The 15321-nt window shown below is 66.5% G+C and carries 15 protein-coding genes; 11 read left to right on the forward strand and 4 right to left on the reverse strand.

Translation table 11 applies throughout. The features are described from left to right. Positions 1–5: 5 nt before the first annotated feature. From mdcA to HMPREF9710_RS20525, 9 genes are all read left to right on the forward strand, one after another. A complete protein-coding gene (gene mdcA, locus HMPREF9710_RS20490) occupies positions 6–1673 on the forward strand; it encodes a malonate decarboxylase subunit alpha (protein WP_005669550.1) in 1668 nt (555 codons plus the stop codon). Between the two features lie 10 nt (positions 1674–1683). Further along, positions 1684–1998 (forward strand): malonate decarboxylase acyl carrier protein, encoded by a 315-nt coding sequence (mdcC, locus tag HMPREF9710_RS20495; RefSeq protein ID WP_005669552.1) that lies wholly within the window; start codon positions 1684–1686, stop codon positions 1996–1998. Then, positions 1995–2894 (forward strand): biotin-independent malonate decarboxylase subunit beta, encoded by a 900-nt coding sequence (locus HMPREF9710_RS20500; RefSeq protein WP_005669553.1) that lies wholly within the window; start codon positions 1995–1997, stop codon positions 2892–2894. Before mdcC ends, HMPREF9710_RS20500 begins: the two co-directional genes overlap by 4 nt. 2 nt (positions 2895–2896) lie before the next feature. After that, positions 2897–3613 (forward strand): biotin-independent malonate decarboxylase subunit gamma, encoded by a 717-nt coding sequence (mdcE, locus tag HMPREF9710_RS20505; RefSeq protein ID WP_005669555.1) that lies wholly within the window; start codon positions 2897–2899, stop codon positions 3611–3613. Next, positions 3597–4277, forward strand: coding sequence for a malonate decarboxylase holo-[acyl-carrier-protein] synthase (gene mdcG, locus HMPREF9710_RS20510; RefSeq protein ID WP_005669556.1), 681 nt, complete (start codon positions 3597–3599; stop codon positions 4275–4277). The genes mdcE and mdcG overlap by 17 nt, the downstream gene beginning before the upstream one ends. After that, a complete protein-coding gene (gene mdcB / locus HMPREF9710_RS20515; RefSeq protein ID WP_005669558.1) occupies positions 4265–5158 on the forward strand; it encodes a triphosphoribosyl-dephospho-CoA synthase MdcB in 894 nt (297 codons plus the stop codon). Before mdcG ends, mdcB begins: the two co-directional genes overlap by 13 nt. A 1-nt stretch (position 5159) precedes the next feature. Next, complete coding sequence (locus HMPREF9710_RS20520) at positions 5160–6089, forward strand: ACP S-malonyltransferase (RefSeq protein WP_005669559.1); 930 nt, start codon at positions 5160–5162, stop codon at positions 6087–6089. 130 nt (positions 6090–6219) lie between these two features. Beyond that, on the forward strand, positions 6220–6348 hold the full coding sequence (locus HMPREF9710_RS28780) for a hypothetical protein (RefSeq protein WP_267871922.1): 129 nt from the start codon (positions 6220–6222) through the stop codon (positions 6346–6348). Positions 6349–6613: 265 nt separating this feature from the next. After that, positions 6614–7867, forward strand: a complete 1254-nt coding sequence (locus HMPREF9710_RS20525) for an acetamidase/formamidase family protein (protein WP_005669561.1) — start codon at positions 6614–6616, stop codon at positions 7865–7867. Between the two features lie 28 nt (positions 7868–7895). On the opposite strand, the gene HMPREF9710_RS20530 is transcribed toward HMPREF9710_RS20525, so the two are convergent. After that, positions 7896–10214 (reverse strand): arylsulfatase, encoded by a 2319-nt coding sequence (locus HMPREF9710_RS20530; RefSeq protein ID WP_005669562.1) that lies wholly within the window; start codon positions 10212–10214, stop codon positions 7896–7898. 109 nt (positions 10215–10323) lie between these two features. Then, on the reverse strand, positions 10324–11475 hold the full coding sequence (locus HMPREF9710_RS20535; protein WP_005669563.1) for a GNAT family N-acetyltransferase: 1152 nt from the start codon (positions 11473–11475) through the stop codon (positions 10324–10326). Positions 11476–11539: 64 nt separating this feature from the next. Between HMPREF9710_RS20535 and HMPREF9710_RS20540 the strand changes: the two genes are divergently transcribed. Both HMPREF9710_RS20540 and HMPREF9710_RS20545 read left to right on the forward strand, forming a co-directional pair. Next, the gene (locus HMPREF9710_RS20540) at positions 11540–13588 is read left to right on the forward strand and encodes an NAD(+) synthase (RefSeq protein WP_005669565.1); all 2049 of its coding nucleotides are present in this window, start codon (positions 11540–11542) and stop codon (positions 13586–13588) included. 26 nt (positions 13589–13614) lie between these two features. Beyond that, positions 13615–13953: a P-II family nitrogen regulator gene (locus tag HMPREF9710_RS20545; protein ID WP_005669566.1), complete on the forward strand. Its 339-nt coding sequence runs from the start codon at positions 13615–13617 to the stop codon at positions 13951–13953. A 48-nt stretch (positions 13954–14001) separates the two neighbouring features. Here HMPREF9710_RS20545 and HMPREF9710_RS20550 read toward each other — a convergent pair whose 3' ends face one another. Beyond that, positions 14002–14463 (reverse strand): hypothetical protein, encoded by a 462-nt coding sequence (locus HMPREF9710_RS20550; RefSeq protein WP_143054610.1) that lies wholly within the window; start codon positions 14461–14463, stop codon positions 14002–14004. Between the two features lie 195 nt (positions 14464–14658). Further along, positions 14659–15264, reverse strand: coding sequence for a trimeric intracellular cation channel family protein (locus tag HMPREF9710_RS20555; protein ID WP_005669569.1), 606 nt, complete (start codon positions 15262–15264; stop codon positions 14659–14661). Between the last annotated feature and the right edge of the window lie 57 nt (positions 15265–15321).

Consider the following 15321-nt stretch of genomic DNA (forward strand, 5'->3'; position numbering starts at 1 on the left):
ATCTCATGAATCAAGCTGAAGGCCGCTGGACTACCCAGCAACGCAACCGCGGCGATCGCCTGGCACGGGTCCAGGCGGCGCTCGGCGGGGCGCTGGACGGCAAGATCGTCCAGGCCGCGCACATCGTCGACCTGCTCAATGCCGTGCTGGAGCCGGGCGATCGGGTCTGCCTGGAGGGGAACAACCAGAAGCAGGCCGATTTCCTGGGCAAGGCATTGACGAAAGTCGACACCGGCCGCGTGCATGACCTGCACATGCTGCTGTCGGTGCTGTCGCTGCCGGAGCACCTCGACGTGTTCGATAAGGGGATCGCCTCGAAGCTGGACTTTTCGTTCTCCGGCCCGCAAGCCGGCCGCCTGGCCAAGCTGGCCCAAAGCGGCAAGCTGAATATCGGCGCGATCCACACCTACCTGGAGCTGTTCGCGCGCTACTTCATCGACCTCACGCCGCGCGTGGCGCTGGTGGCGGCCGAGATGGCCGACCGCGAGGGCAACCTGTACACCGGCCCGAACACCGAGGACACGCCGGCCATCGCCGAAGCGACCGCCTTCAAGAGCGGCATCGTGATCGCCCAGGTCAACCAGATCGTCGACAAGCTGCCGCGCGTCGACATCCCGGGCGACTGGGTCGGCTACGTGGTGCAGTCGCCGACCCCGTACTACATCGAGCCGCTGTTCACGCGCGATCCGGCCCTGATCTCCGAGATCCAGGTGTTGATGGCGATGATGGCGATCAAGGGCATCTATGCCGAGTACGAGATCGAGCGCCTGAACCACGGCATCGGCTTCGACACCGCCGCCATCGAGCTGCTGCTGCCGACCTATGCCGCCGATCTTGGCTTGAAGGGGAAGATCGCGCGCCACTGGGCCCTGAACCCGCACCCGGCGCTGATTCCCGCGATCGAAGCCGGCTTCGTGGAATCGGTGCACTCCTTCGGCTCCGAGCTGGGCATGGAAAAATACATCGGCGCGCGGCCGGACGTGTTCTTCGTCGGGCCGGACGGCTCGATGCGCAGCAACCGCGCGTTCTCCCAGGCGGCCGGCCACTACGCCTGCGACATGTTCATCGGCTCGACCCTGCAGATCGACTTGCAGGGCAATTCGTCGACCGCGACCCTGGGCCGCATCGCCGGCTTCGGCGGCGCGCCGAACATGGGCGCCGATGCGCGCGGCCGGCGCCACCCGAGCAAGGCCTGGCTCAAGGCCGGCGAACAGGCGCGGCAGGGCCGCAACGTGATCCCGCGCGGGCAGAAGCTGGTGGTGCAGATGGTCGAGACCTTCCGCGAGCACATGGCGCCGGCGTTCGTGGAAAAGCTCGACGCCTGGCAGCTGGCCGAGCAGGCGAACATGGCGATCCCGCCGGTGATGATCTATGGCGACGACGTCACCCACATCCTGACCGAAGAGGGCATCGCCAACCTGCTGTTGTGCCGCACCGAGGAAGAACGCGAGCAGGCGATCCGCGGCGTGGCCGGCTATACGCCGGTCGGCATGGGGCGCGACAAGCGCATGGTCGAGAACCTGCGCGACCGCGGCATCGTCCAGCGCCCCGAAGACCTCGGCATCGACAAACGAATGGCGACCCGCGACCTGCTGGCCGCCAAGAACATGAAGGGCCTGGTGCGCGCATCCGGCGGCTTGTACGACCCGCCGAAGCGCTTCAGGAACTGGTGAGGAAACAACCATGGAAACGTTGAAATACCGTTTCGAGCAGGGCAGGCGTTCCCTGGCCGGCATGCCGCAGCTGGTGGGCGTGGTCGGCTCGGGCAATCTCGAGGTGCTGATCGAGCCGTCGCCCTTGCAGGGCGCGTGCGAGATCGAGGTGCGCACCGCGGCCGTCGGCTTCGGCGCCACCTGGCAGGCCGTGATGGCCGATTTTCACGATCGCTGGAGTCTCGCCGACGCGCGCATCAGCATCAACGACATGGGGGCCACGCCGGCCGTGGTCAGCCTGCGGCTCGACCAGGCGGTGGAGTCCCTGACTGGAGGCGCAGTATGAGCAGCTACCAGGAACTGACGGCGCGCCAGCGCATTCCGGCGATCTTCGACCCCGGCAGCTTCGAGGAATTCCTGCCGCCGGGCGAACGGGTGGCGAGTCCGCACCTGGCCCAGCTCGATGCGCCGGTGTCGTTCGACGACGGCGTCGTCGTCGGCCGCGGCAAGCTCGATGGCAAGCTGGTGTTCGGGGCCGCGCAAGAGGGCGGCTTCATGGGCGGCGCGGTGGGCGAGGTCCACGGCGCCAAGCTGGTGGGCATGCTGCGCCGCGCGATCGACGAGCATGCGCACGCGGTGCTGCTGCTGCTGGAATCGGGCGGGGTGCGCCTGCACGAGGCCAATGCCGGCCTGATCGCGGTGTCGGAAGTGATGCGCGCCATGCTGGATGTGCGCGCGGCCGGCATCCCGGTGGTGGCGGTGGTGGGCGGCGCCAACGGCTGCTTCGGCGGCATGGGCATCGCGGCGCGCTGCGCCAACACCGTCATCATGTCCGAGGAAGGGCGGCTGGCGATGTCCGGCCCCGAGGTGATCGAGACCGCCAACGGGGTCGAGGAATTCGATTCGCGCGACCGCGCGCTGGTCTGGCGCACCACGGGCGGCAAGCACCGCTACCTGCTGGGCGATTGCCAGGTGCTGGTGGCGGGCGAGTCGCAAGCCTTCCGCGCGGCCGCCATCGCGGCGATCGCCGAGCTGCGTGGCGGCGAAGTGCGCCTGACCCTCGAAGGCCTGCTGGCCGAGCAGGCCATGCTGGCGCGGCGCCTGCGCGACGCCGACGGGCTGAAAGAACCGATGGAAGTATGGCGGCAGCTCGGCGTGCCGGAACCCGCCAGGGTGCCGATGCTGGAAGCCGATGCCTTCCTCGACATGGCGGCGCAATACCGCGCCACAAGCGGAGATTGACGATGGATTGGCAACTACTTACAACCCAGCTTTTCCCGGGCGGTCATGAGATCGTCGAACGCGACAACTTTTTATCGGGCACGGCGCAGGTCGACGGCCAGCCGGTCGCCGTGATCGGCACCACCGGCCACACGCCGATCGGCATCGAGATCGCGCTGGCCCAGGCGCAGGCGATCCTCCAGACCGTGCGGGAGCATCCGGGACGGCCGATCCTGATCCTGGTCGATACGCAGGGGCAGCGCCTGCGCCATCGCGACGAGATGTTGGGCATTAACAGCTTCATGGCCCACCTGGGCAAGTGCGTCGACCTGGCGCGCCGCCAGGGGCATACGGTGATCGGCCTGGTGTACGACCAGGCGCTGTCGGGCGGTTTCATCACCAGCGGCCTGATCGCGAGCGCCTGCTATGCGCTGCCGCAGTCGACCATCCGCGTGATGGGTCTCCCGGCGATGGCGCGCATCACCAAGGTGCCCGAAGAACGCCTGACCGAGCTGGCTCGGGACAATCCGGTGTTCGCGCCGGGCCCCGAAAACTACCTGCGCATGGGCGGCCTGCACGGCATTTGGGAAGACGATCTTGCCGCGCAGCTGGTGCGCGCGCTGCGCGACGCCACGGATGAAGACCGGCGCATGGCGCTGGGACGCGAGCGCGGCGGGCGCCTGATGGCGCAGCCGGTGGCCGAGGCGGTCAGGAGTGGCGGCCATGTTCGCGCGGCATGACCTGGTGTGGCTGACGCCCCGCGGCTGGCAGCGCGTGCGCGCCGGCGCGCCCGAAGCGGCGCTGGCCGCGCTCGACCGCTGGCGCGACGGCGGCTGGCCGGCCGTGGTGCGGCGCGCCGAGGCCGAGATGGCGGCGAACGAGGTGGCGATCGGCTTTCCGCTGCCGCCGCGCCTTGAAGAGGGCGGCAAGCTGAAGTTCGGCTGCCGGGTCGAGCTGTCCGATATTGGCCGGCGCACGCGCGCCTTGCCGCTGGTCGCGGCCCTGGACGCGGTGCCGGAGCAGTGGCGCGACAGCCTGGCCCTGCTCGAAAGCCAGGCCGCGGATGCCGGCGTGGGCCTGGCGGTGTACGGCTCGGTGGCGTTGGCGGCGCTGACCGGCCAGTACTACCTGACGCCGCATTCCGACATCGACGTGCTGCTGCAGCCCACCAGCCGGCGCCAGCTGATGAAGGGGCTGGACCTGCTGGCCTGGCATGCGGGCATCCTGCCGCTCGACGGCGAAGTGGTGTTTCCCGACGGCCGCGCGGTGGCCTGGAAGGAGCTGCGCGCGGCGTTTGCCGGCGCCCCGGGCACGCGCGTGCTGACCAAGGGACTGCACCGGATAGCGCTGGTGCTGCCCGAAGAACTGATCGCGACGCTGGAGGAAGAGACGTGCCTGAATTGATCGCCCTGCACCCGACGCCGACGCCGACGCCGCGCCTGCCGGCTGCCGCCGGCGCGCGCGCCTTTGCCCAACGCATCGCTCGCCTGGCCGTGCGCAGCCTGTACGCCGAACTGGTCCTGTATCCGAAACCGGGCCTGGTCTCTCTCGTCGACAACGGCAGCCACGCCGACATGACGGCCGCGACCTTCATGCGCAGCATGTTCGCGCTGCGCCGCTATTTTTTGGACATCACCCAGGCCGGCGTGGATGACGCGCCGTTCCACGCGCTCAAGCGGCTCGGCATCGATGCCGAAGCGCGCATGTTGCGCGCCACCGCCGGCATCAACACCCACCGCGGCGCCATCTTCTGCCTCGGCATGCTGTGCGCCGCGATCGGGCGCTGCCGCGCGCGCGGCGTCCCGCTGACCGCGGCCGCGGTGCAGGCCATGCTGCTGCAATGCTGGGGCCATGCGCTCGGCGCCCACAGCATCGACGCCGGCGCCGCCTCGAACGGCGCCCAGGCGCGGCTGGCCTACGCCGCCAGCGGCGCGCGCGAGGAGGGCGCGCGCGGCTTTCCCTCGGTGTTCGCGGTCGGCCTGCCGGCGCTGCGCCGCACGCTGGCCGAGGGCCGCGGCATGCGCGAGGCGCGCATCGATGCGCTGTTCGCCCTGATGGCCCACATCAGCGACACCAATGTCTATCACCGCGGCGGAATCGAAGGCGCCCTGAGCGTGCGGCGCCGCGCGCGCGCCTTTGTCGCATGCGGCGGCACGGCGAGCCCCGACTGGGAAGCGCGGGCGCTGGCCTGTCACCGCGCCTTCGTCGCCAGCCGCCTGTCGCCGGGCGGCGCGGCCGACCTGCTGGGCGCCGCCTGCCTGCTGCAGGCCGTGACGGTGAACTAGCATGGCGGGACGGCTCGCCATCCTGTGCCCGGGGCAGGGCGCCCAGCATGCCGGCATGTTCGAGCTGGCGCGCCTGGACCCTGGCGCCAGCCGCCTGCTGGACGCATGGTTCGGCGACCCGCGGCTGGCGCCGCTGCTGCGCGCTTCGGTGGAGAGCGAAGAACGGTTTACCAACCGCGTCGCGCAGCCGTCCATCGTCGCGGCGAGCCTGGCGATGTGGACCGCCTTGCGCGCCCGGCTGCCGGAACCGGCGCTGGTGGCCGGCTACAGCATCGGCGAATTGTCGGCCTATGGCGTCGCCGGCGCGCTCGATCCGATTGAGGCGGTGAAGCTGGCGATCGAACGCGCGCGCGTGATGGACGCCTGCCTGGAAGGCGGGGCGGCGCAGGCGATGGTTGCGCTGTCCGGCATGCCGGATGGGAGCGTCGAGGATCTGCTGGCCCGTTTCGGCTTTTATCCCGCGATCGTGACCGGTGACGATGCGCTGGTGGCCGGCGGCCCCGCCGCCCAGGGCGAGGCGCTGGCGGCAGCGGCGCTGGCGGCCGGCGGGCGCGCCACCGTGCTGCCGGTGGCCGTGGCTTCGCACACGCCGCTGTTGCAGGACGCCGTCGCGCCGTTCGCGGCGCTGCTGGAAAGCCAGCGCTGGGCGGCGCCGGCCTTCCCGGTCCTGTCCGGCATCTCGGCCGAGCCGGTCACCGATGCGCAGAAGGCCAAGCGCGAGCTGCCGCGCCAGATCGCCGAGCCGATCCGCTGGAAGGATTGCATGGATGCCTGCCAGGAGGCGGGAGTGACAGTCGCGCTCGAACTGGGGCCGGGCGCCGCGCTGGCGCGCATGTTGCAAGCGCGCCACCCGCACATCGCCTGCCGCTCGGTGGCCGAATTCCGTTCCCTCGATGGGATCCATAGCTGGCTACAGAGGCAGCTCGATTAACATTCACGAAGCTGATGTCTGATATTGCTACTCGGAATTGGAAGTTCGTCCGGGTCGCCTATATAACCCTTGCATAGCAATCGTTATCGTAGGCGCCGCCGTTGTTGGCGGTGCAATCAAGGAGTCGCACGTGAAGAAGATCGTCCATGCCCTCGTCGCTGCCGCCGGCAGCCGCGCCAGGAGCATCATTCGCAAGCAGGCTGAGGCCGGCAAGCCGTTCCAGGAGAATTTCCGCAGCAATGCGGGAGGCTGGAATTAGACACGACTGCCGCCAGGTCGTCGGTGGCATGAAATGAAAAGCTGGATCCGTATCGCGGACCAGCTTTTTTTTCATCGGTATCGTTTATCGCAACCCGGACGTATTTGTATAGACGAATGTGCATCGTATTGGGATACTTTCGCCGTTTGATGACACAGGTGGTGCACTGCCATAGTGCGTTTTCCGCAAGAAAGCTCTGAAATGGTTTGGCATGAATGTTGCTGTTTAGCAGGTTCTTGCTAAACAGTTCTACATTGGAGCCACCATGAAGTTTCGCACCACCTTCCTTCTGACCGCACTCGCCATCGCAGGCATGGCCCCGCTTGCCGCATCTGCACAAGCGGCCGATGCGGGCTTCCCCTTGCAACCGCTGGCCGACAAGCCCGGCCGCATCGTCTTGCCCGGCACGCAGCATGAGGTCTATTACGTGCCGTCGACCGTGGAAACGATCCAGTGGGGCTATCTGCCGAATGCGGCGACCAAGCCGGTGCTGTCGATTCCATCGGGCGCCACGATCGTGTTCGATACGCTGTCGCACGAGGGCCTGGTGGAAGACCAGGGCCGCGATCCGGTCAAGTATTTCGGCAGCAAGGGCATTCCGGCGAATATGGTGCTCAAGGACGCGGTCGCCATCACCGGCTCGAACATGGCCCATGATTTCTACAAGGACGGCCCGCACATCGTGACCGGACCGGTCGAGATCCAGGGCGCCGAACCGGGCGACGTGCTGAAGGTGGAACTGCTGTCGGCGGTGCCGCGCGTGCCGTATGGCGTCGTGTCGAACCGCCACGGCAAGGGCGCGCTGCCGGGCGAGTTCCCCGAGACGCCGAAGCCGCTGGCGAACGCCTCGGCGGCCAACCCGTCCGCCTACCACAACGTGTCGGTGTTCACCCCGATCCGCCGCGACAAGGACGGCAAATGGGAGGGCGTGATGAAGACCAAGGACGGCACCGAGGTGACGTTCCCGACCGCGCCGTTCATGGGCACGATGGGCGTGGCCGCGGCGACCACCGACAAGGTGCATTCGGTTCCGCCGGGTCTGCACGGCGGCAATATGGACATCAACGACCTGGGCGTCGGCACCACCGTCTACTTCCCGGTGCTGGTCAAGGGCGCCAACTTCTATACGGGCGACCCGCACATGGTGCAGGGCGACGGCGAAGTCGCGCTGACCGCGCTCGAGCATTCGCTGCGTCCGACCTTCCGCATCACCCTGCTCAAGAAGGGCGACGCCGACATTCCGTCGAGCTCCGGCAGCCTGACCCGTCCGATGGGCGAGACGCCGGAGCACTGGGTGACCATCGGCCTGAATCCCGACCTCGACGAAGCGATGAAGGACGCGGTGCGCGAATCGATCCGCTTCCTGACCGAGGTGCTGGGCATGGACCGCGCCACCGCCTTCGCCTACCTGAGCGCCGCCTCGGACTTCCAGGTGAGCCAGGTCGTCGACGGCACCAAGGGCGTGCACGGGATGATCCGCAAGTCGGACTTCATCAACGTCACCAACAAGCAGCGCTAAGCCGGGCTTCCCGGTCCGGCGAACGGGCTCAGTCGCGCGCCATGGCGGCGACCAGGTGCGTCTCGACGTCGACGTACAGGTCGGCGCCGACGTCGAACACGACCTTGTTGATCTTGCCGCCCGAGAATGCGAACTTGGGCCGGTAATCGTTCGACACGCCGTCGCCCGAATCGTAGCCGATGCACAGGCCCTCGCCGGTGATGGCGAAGTGGCCCGTCATCGTGCGGATCGGCGCTTCGGCCACGATCCGTTCGTCGACGTACAGGCGCGCCGGGCCATACGATTCCTTGTATTCGCCCATCCTCTCCTTGATGAACTCGACGCCGACCACGTGCTTGCCGGAGCGGGGCGCGTCGCCGACCAGGCGCTGCTCGGGAGGGATGCCGAGGAAGTTGTAGACATAGATGAGCTTACCGTTCTTGACGTACAGCGCATGCCCGCCGAAGCGTGAACCGTGGGCGAACAGGATGCCCTGGCTGTCGGCGGTGAACTCGACATCCGCCAGCACCTTGAACGAGACGCCGTGGGTATTGGCGGCGGAGTGTTCCGGCACGGTGCTGGTGCCCGGGTAATAGGCATACTGCCGGCTGGGCGGCACGGGCGGCTTGAATTCCATCTTGAGGATGCCCATGACGCCCAGGTCGGACAGCGGCAGCACATGGTATTTCTTCGCCTCGCTCATCCAGAGCGCGGCCATCTCCCCGACTTTTTCCGGGTGCTGGTCGGCCAGGTCGTGCGCTTCGGAGCGGTCTTCGTCCGTGTGGAAAAGCTGCCAGCGATCCTGGTCAAACTTGCCGATGTCGGTGAACGGGCCGTGTTCGGTGACCGCCTTCCAGCCCTGGTGCCAGATGCCGCGGGTGCCCAGCATCTCGTAATACTGGGTTTCCTTGTGTGTCGGAGCATCGACGTCATCGAATGAGTAGCGCATCGAGACGCCCGGCAGCGGCGTCTGCGGCACGCCGTCGACCGTGTCAGGCATCGTCACGCCGCAGCATTCGAGGATGGTCGGCACGATGTCGGTGCAGTGATGGTACTGGTGGCGCACCTCGCCGCGCGCGCGGATGCCCTTGGGCCAGCAGATGACGAGCGGATCGGCGACGCCGCCCTGGTAGGAGTAGCGCTTGAACATCCGGAACGGGGTCGAGAATGCCGCCGCCCAGCCGGTCGGATAATGGTTGTAGGTCGCCGGGGTGCCCAGCTGGTCCAGCATCGCCAGGTTCTGGCCGATATCGTCGGGGAAGCCGTTGGCGAACTTGCCTTCGTTGATCGAGCCGTTCGGCGACCCCTCGCCGGAAGCCCCGTTGTCCGCGCAATACATGACCAGGGTATTGTCGAGCTGTCCCGATTCCTCGAGGTAGTCGACGATGCGGCCGATCTGCACGTCGGTGTACTCGGACATGGCGGCGTACACTTCGGCCATGCGGCTGAACAGCGCTTGTTCGTCGGCGCACAGCGTGTCCCACGGACGCACCGCGTCGAGCTGGCTGAACGTGTCTTCACGCATCGGGTTGAGCGGCGTGAGTGCGGTGCCCTGCGGCAGGATGCCCTTGTCGATCATGCGCGCGAGGGCCCACTCGCGATAGGCTTCGTAGCCGTCGTCGAACCGGCCCTTGTACTTGTCGATGTATTCCCTGGGCGCGTGGTGCGGCGCGTGGTTGGCGCCCGGGCAGAACCACAGGTACCAGGGCTTGTCCGGCTCGGTCTGGCGCGAGTCGCGGATGAATTCGAGCGCCTTGTCGGCCAGGTCCTTCGACAGGTGGTAGCCTTCCTCCGGCGAGTAGGGCGGCTCGACGTAGTGGTTGTCCTCGGCCAGGTCGGGATACCACTGGTTGGTTTCGCCGCCGATGAAGCCGTAGTAGCGGTCATAGCCCATCGCCAGCGGCCAGCGCTTCTTCGACGCGCCCATGGTCCATTCGTCGACCGGCACGTTGTGGTTCTTGCCGACCCAGAAGGTGCTCCAGCCGGCCTCACGCAGCACCGTGGCCATGGTGGCGCACTCCGGCGGCACGTGCGAGTTATAGCCGGGGAAGCCGCTGGCGGCCTCGGAAATCGTGGCGAAGCCGTTCTGGTGGTGGTTGCGGCCGGTCAGGAAGCACGAGCGCGTCGGAGAACACAGCGCCGTCGTATGCCATTGCGAGTAGGTCAATCCGGCGTCGGCAAGGCGCTTGAGCGTCGGCATCTCGATGCGCCCGCCGAAGGGCTCCCATGCCGCCAGACCGGTGTCGTCGTACAGGATGACCAGCACGTTAGGCGCGCCCTGCGGCGCGCGCCGGGCCAGGAACGGTTCCCAGTCCGGCGTGGAGTCGCGCACGTCGAGTTCGATCACACCGTTGAAGTCGGGGTTCATGTGGGCTCCTTTCGCGCTTCGTCCGCTGGCGAGGCATTTCCGCAGAATAGGCGCGCAGGGCGCGCGCCGCCATTGGACCTTCGCCGCACGCGGCCAGCGCGCTCGCCCGTCAGCGCGCCCGGAACGGATTGCGCTCGTTCAGCTCATCCATGTAGTCGTCGATCCCGTCCGCCTCGCGCTCCAGGAAGCGCTCGACCGCATCCGCGAACGACGGATGCGCCAGCCAGTGCGCCGACCAGGTGCGGGTGGGCAGGAAGCCGCGCGCCATCTTGTGCTCGCCCTGGGCGCCGCCCTCGAAGGTGGCGATGCCCTGCTCGATGCAGAATTCCAGCGGTTGATAGTAGGCCGTCTCGAAGTGCAGGCAAGCCACATGCTCGAGCGCGCCCCAGTAGCGTCCATACAGCGTGTCCGCGTCGTGGATCACCAGCGAGGCCGCGATCGCGCGGCCTTCCTTCTGCGCGATCACGAGCAGGATATTGTCGGGCATCGTTTCCCCGATGCGCAGGAAGAAATCCAGGTTGAGGTAGGGCGTTGAGTGGTGTTCGCGGTAGGTGTTGCGGTAACAGCGGTTGAACAGCATCCAATCCTCGCGCGTGGCGTCGACGCCGCGCACCCGGCGCAGCGTCACGCCGGCTTCGGCCACCTTGCGCCGCTCGGCGCGGATGTTCTTGCGCTTTTTCTGCTCGAGCGTGGCGAGAAATTCGTCGAAGCTGCGGTAGCCCCCGTTGAGCCAATGGAACTGCACGCCGCTGCGCAGCAGGAAGCCGGCGTCGGCCAGTTGCCGCGCCTCGTCCTCGGGCGGGAACAGCACATGGGTCGACGAGACCTCGGTCGCCCGCTGGGTGGCGCACAACACGTCGACCAGGGCCGCGCGCGCTTCGGCATCGCGCGCCATCAGGCGTGCGCCCGCCACCGGCGTGAACGGGATCGCGCTCAGGAGCTTGGGGTAATAGTCGAGCCCATGGCGCTGGTATGCGTCGGCCCAGGCCCAGTCGAACACGTATTCGCCATACGAGTGGCCCTTGACGTACAGGGGCAGGGCGGCGGCCAGCGCATCCTGCTCGTCGAACAGCAGCAGGAATTGCGGCTGCCAGCCGGTCTCGGGCGAGGCGCTGCCGGAGGCGTGCAGCGCATGCAGGAAGGCGTAGGAGAGAAACGGCGTCGGCGCCGGCTGGGCCCGGACCAGTGCGTCCCAGGAGGCCTGGCCTACTTCGGACAGATCGGAAACGATATGCGTGCGATAATTCAAAATTGCTTCCATTGACGAGGTGAGTGACGACAGGCATCGATGCGGCCTCGACCTGTCTCACTGCGAAGATCATTTTATGAACAGCCCATTCTTCAATCTCTATTCGCACCATTTCGCCCGCGTCGCGGTGGCCATCCCGCGCGTGCGGATCGCCGACCCGGCGTATAACGTCGAGCAGACCATCCTGCTTGCGCGCCAGGCTGCCGGCCAGGGGGCGGCGCTGGTCGCCTTCCCCGAGCTCGGCCTGTCGGCGTACACCTGCGACGACCTGTTCCACCAGCGGGCGCTGCTCGACGCCTGCCTCGAGGGCCTGGCGGCCATCGTCGAGGAGTCAAGGACGCTGCCGCTGGCCATGGTCATCGGCATGCCGCTGCGGGTCAACCACATGCTGTTCAACTGCGGCGTGGTGGTCGCCAATGGCAAGGTGCAAGGCGTGGTGCCAAAGAGTTTCTTGCCTAATTATGGCGAGTTTTACGAATCCCGGCAGTTCACGCCCGCGGATTGCGCGGCGGTGGACCAGATCGACCTGTTCGGCGAGCGCATTCCCTTCGGCGCCAACCTGCTGTTCGAGGTCGCCAACCTGCCGCTGCTGCGCTTCCACGTCGAGATCTGCGAGGACGTCTGGGTGCCGGTGCCGCCATCTTCGTTCGCGGCGATGGCCGGCGCCACGGTGCTGGTCAACCTGTCGGCCTCGAACGTCGTGGTGGGCAAGAGCGGCTACCGTCACCAGCTGGTCGGCCAGCAGTCGGCGCGCTGCATGGCGGCGTATCTGTACACCTCGGCCGGGCGCGGCGAATCGACCACCGACATGGCCTGGGACGGCCAGTCGCTGATCTACGAAAAGGGCGAGCTGCTGGCCGAGTCCGAGCGCTTCGCCGACGATTCGCACATCATCTACGCCGACGTGGACCTGGACCGCCTGTCGACCGAGCGCATGAAGGCGACCACCTTCGCCCAGTCGGTGCGGCGCCATGCCGCCGAGGTCGCGAACTTCCGCGTCATTGGCTTCGAGCTCGACCTTCCGTTGGCGCGCACCCTGCCGTTGGCGCGCACGATCGAGCGCTTCCCCTACGTGCCGGCCGACCGCGCGCGGCGCGACGAGCGCTGCACGGAGGTCTACAACATCCAGGTGCAGGCCCTGATCCAGCGCCTGTCGTCGAGCGGCATCCAGAAGGTGGTGATCGGCGTCTCGGGCGGGCTGGACTCGACCCATGCGCTGCTGGTGTGCGCCAACGCCATGGACCGCCTCGGCCTGCCGCGCACCAACATCCTGGCCTATACGATGCCGGGCTTCGCGACCAGCGGCCGCACGCTCAAGCAGGCGCGCGACCTGATGGCGGCGGTCGGCTGCAGCGCGCAAGAGATCGACATCCGCCCGAGCTGCATCCAGATGCTGAAGGACCTCGGCCACCCTTATGTGGAGGGCAAGGCGGAGTACGACATCACGTTCGAGAACGTGCAGGCGGGCGAGCGCACCAACCACCTGTTCCGCCTGGCGAACTTCCACAATGGGATCGTGATCGGCACCGGCGACCTGTCCGAGCTGGCGCTGGGCTGGTGCACCTATGGCGTGGGCGACCATATGTCGCACTACAACGTCAACGCCAGCGTGCCCAAGACCCTGATCTCTTACCTGGTGCGCTGGGTGGCCGACACCGGCAGTGTGGTCGGCGACCGCGCGCAGGTGCTGCTCGACATCCTCGACACCGAGATCAGCCCCGAGCTGGTGCCCGGAGGAGAAAATGACGACAAGCCTGCGCAAAGCACGCAGGACCGGATCGGCCCCTACGAGCTGCAGGACTTCAACCTGTTCTACACACTGCGCTACGGCTACAAGCCGAGCAAGACGGCCTTCCTCGCGTATTCGGCCTGGCAGGACAGGGAGCTTGGGCGCTGGCCCGAGGAACTGGGCACGCGCAACCAGTATGACCTGGGCGCCATCAAGCGGAACCTGGGGATCTTCCTGTTCCGCTTCTTCAAGACCAGCCAGTTCAAGCGTTCCTGCGTGCCGAACGGACCGAAGGTCGGCAACGGCGGCTCGCTGTCGCCGCGCGGCGACTGGCGCGCGCCGTCCGATTCCGAGGCCACCGTGTGGCTGGACGACCTGGCGAACATCCCCGATTAACCCTGGTATTTGAAAGGACCAACACCATGAAACAGATTACCTGCGTGATCAAGCCGTTCAAGCTCGACGAAGTGCGCGAAGCGCTGGCCGAGGTGAACGTGACCGGCCTGACCGTCACCGAAGTGAAGGGTTTCGGCCGCCAGAAGGGCCATACCGAGCTGTATCGCGGCGCCGAATACGTGGTCGACTTCCTGCCGAAGGTGAAGATCGAGGTGGTGGTGGACGATCCGATGGCAGAGCAGGTGGTCGACGCCATCATCAAGGCCGCGCGCACCGGCAAGATCGGCGACGGCAAAATTTTCGTGCAGAACGTGGAGCAGGTGATTCGTATTCGTACCGGCGAGACGGGCGCGGACGCGGTGTAAGCTGGCTGGTCGGCCGCGGACGGACAAGCGGTGCAGGGTGTCGCTTGTCTATCTGGTGCCGGTCGAGGGTTGGCGGGGGAGGGTAGTTGGTCCCGGCCACTTTTTACGAATGGCGTCGAAGAAGACACCGTTCCAGGCCAGGACGATCCTGTTCTTGTTCCTGATGTAGGCGTAGGCGCAACTCAGCTCCACGACGGTAACGGGATTGGGCAAGCGCAGTCTATCGTTGTTTGTACGCGCATTTTCCCGGAGCTCGATATTCGTTTCCACGCTCTCGGCAAGGAAGCTCGATTCGGAGCAAACCCGACTGCCGAGTTCGATCTTTTCCCTACTGATAATCAGGTCCTTGCCGATCAAGGACCTTGCCTGATCTTCGCCGACGGAGATAGTCGCATAATCCAGCACGGATTTTATTTCCCACTCTCCGATGATGCTGGTGTCTCTTCCTGGTTCGCGAATGTCGCTTGCCACAGCCGGAATCGTGGACAGCAGATTGATGAAGACGAGCAAGATCCGATGGAGGTGCCGTAGGGTGAAAGAGCGACTCATGATCGGTGTCGAGCCCTTGTTTGCTCGTCGCACGAGTTTCTTCCGTGCGGAACGGGGCGCGCGCTCCTCCTCATTGGCAGAGCGCGAATATAGCACTGTGGTATTGGTAGTGATTGAGCTGAATTAACTCACGTAACTACCCGGGCGGCAGTGTCGTCAACGTCCCATCCGCATATCGAACTTCCACGTCAGCAGCCTGAGCCCACTGATGAACAGGCAGCTCGACCACAGCGCGAAGTCGTGCGACACGCCGTATTTACCCATCAACAGGAACAGCCAGTTGCCGAGGAAGGCGCAGATCGCATACGGTTTGCCGTCGCGGAACACCATCGGCACTTCGTTGCAGACGATGTCGCGCAGCACGCCGCCGAAGATCCCGGTGATCACGCCCATCATCGAGGCGATGAAGATCGGCATCTCGGCCGCCAGCGCCGCCGAGGTCCCGGCGATCGAGAAGAGTCCCAGTCCCACCGCGTCGGCCACCACGATCAGGCGTTCCGACACGATCTGGCGCAGCGTGCGGATCAGCGGCGAGGCCACCAGCGCCAGCACGAAGATCGCGATCGCATACTCCTGGTGGGTGACCCAGAACAGGGGACGCTTGTCGAGCAGGATGTCGCGCAGTGTGCCGCCGCCGAAAGCCGTGATGAAGGCGACCGTGAACACCCCGACCAGGTCCATGCGCTTGCGTCGCGCCTCGATGAAGCCGGAAAACGCGCCGACCAGGATCGCCATGATTTCGATGAACTTGATGAGGGTCATGCAGCAGCAGGAAGCGGGAAGTGTTGTTAGACTACCATGCGCCCGCAGAGTTACGTA

It is taken from the genome of Massilia timonae CCUG 45783, assembly GCF_000315425.1.
Lineage (GTDB): Bacteria > Pseudomonadota > Gammaproteobacteria > Burkholderiales > Burkholderiaceae_D > Telluria > Telluria timonae.

What these genes read in the sequence shown, in the direction of transcription:
- mdcA (WP_005669550.1), top strand. Translation starts at nt 6, where the DNA reads ATGAATCAAGCTGAAGGCCGCTGGACTACCCAGCAACGCAACCGCGGC.
- mdcC (WP_005669552.1), top strand. Translation starts at nt 1,684, where the DNA reads ATGGAAACGTTGAAATACCGTTTCGAGCAGGGCAGGCGTTCCCTGGCC.
- HMPREF9710_RS20500 (WP_005669553.1), top strand. Translation starts at nt 1,995, where the DNA reads ATGAGCAGCTACCAGGAACTGACGGCGCGCCAGCGCATTCCGGCGATC.
- mdcE (WP_005669555.1), top strand. Translation starts at nt 2,897, where the DNA reads ATGGATTGGCAACTACTTACAACCCAGCTTTTCCCGGGCGGTCATGAG.
- mdcG (WP_005669556.1), top strand. Translation starts at nt 3,597, where the DNA reads ATGTTCGCGCGGCATGACCTGGTGTGGCTGACGCCCCGCGGCTGGCAG.
- HMPREF9710_RS20520 (WP_005669559.1), top strand. Translation starts at nt 5,160, where the DNA reads ATGGCGGGACGGCTCGCCATCCTGTGCCCGGGGCAGGGCGCCCAGCAT.
- HMPREF9710_RS20525 (WP_005669561.1), top strand. Translation starts at nt 6,614, where the DNA reads ATGAAGTTTCGCACCACCTTCCTTCTGACCGCACTCGCCATCGCAGGC.
- HMPREF9710_RS20530 (WP_005669562.1), bottom strand. Translation starts at nt 10,214, where the DNA reads ATGAACCCCGACTTCAACGGTGTGATCGAACTCGACGTGCGCGACTCC.
- HMPREF9710_RS20535 (WP_005669563.1), bottom strand. Translation starts at nt 11,475, where the DNA reads ATGGAAGCAATTTTGAATTATCGCACGCATATCGTTTCCGATCTGTCC.
- HMPREF9710_RS20540 (WP_005669565.1), top strand. Translation starts at nt 11,540, where the DNA reads ATGAACAGCCCATTCTTCAATCTCTATTCGCACCATTTCGCCCGCGTC.
- HMPREF9710_RS20545 (WP_005669566.1), top strand. Translation starts at nt 13,615, where the DNA reads ATGAAACAGATTACCTGCGTGATCAAGCCGTTCAAGCTCGACGAAGTG.
- HMPREF9710_RS20555 (WP_005669569.1), bottom strand. Translation starts at nt 15,264, where the DNA reads ATGACCCTCATCAAGTTCATCGAAATCATGGCGATCCTGGTCGGCGCG.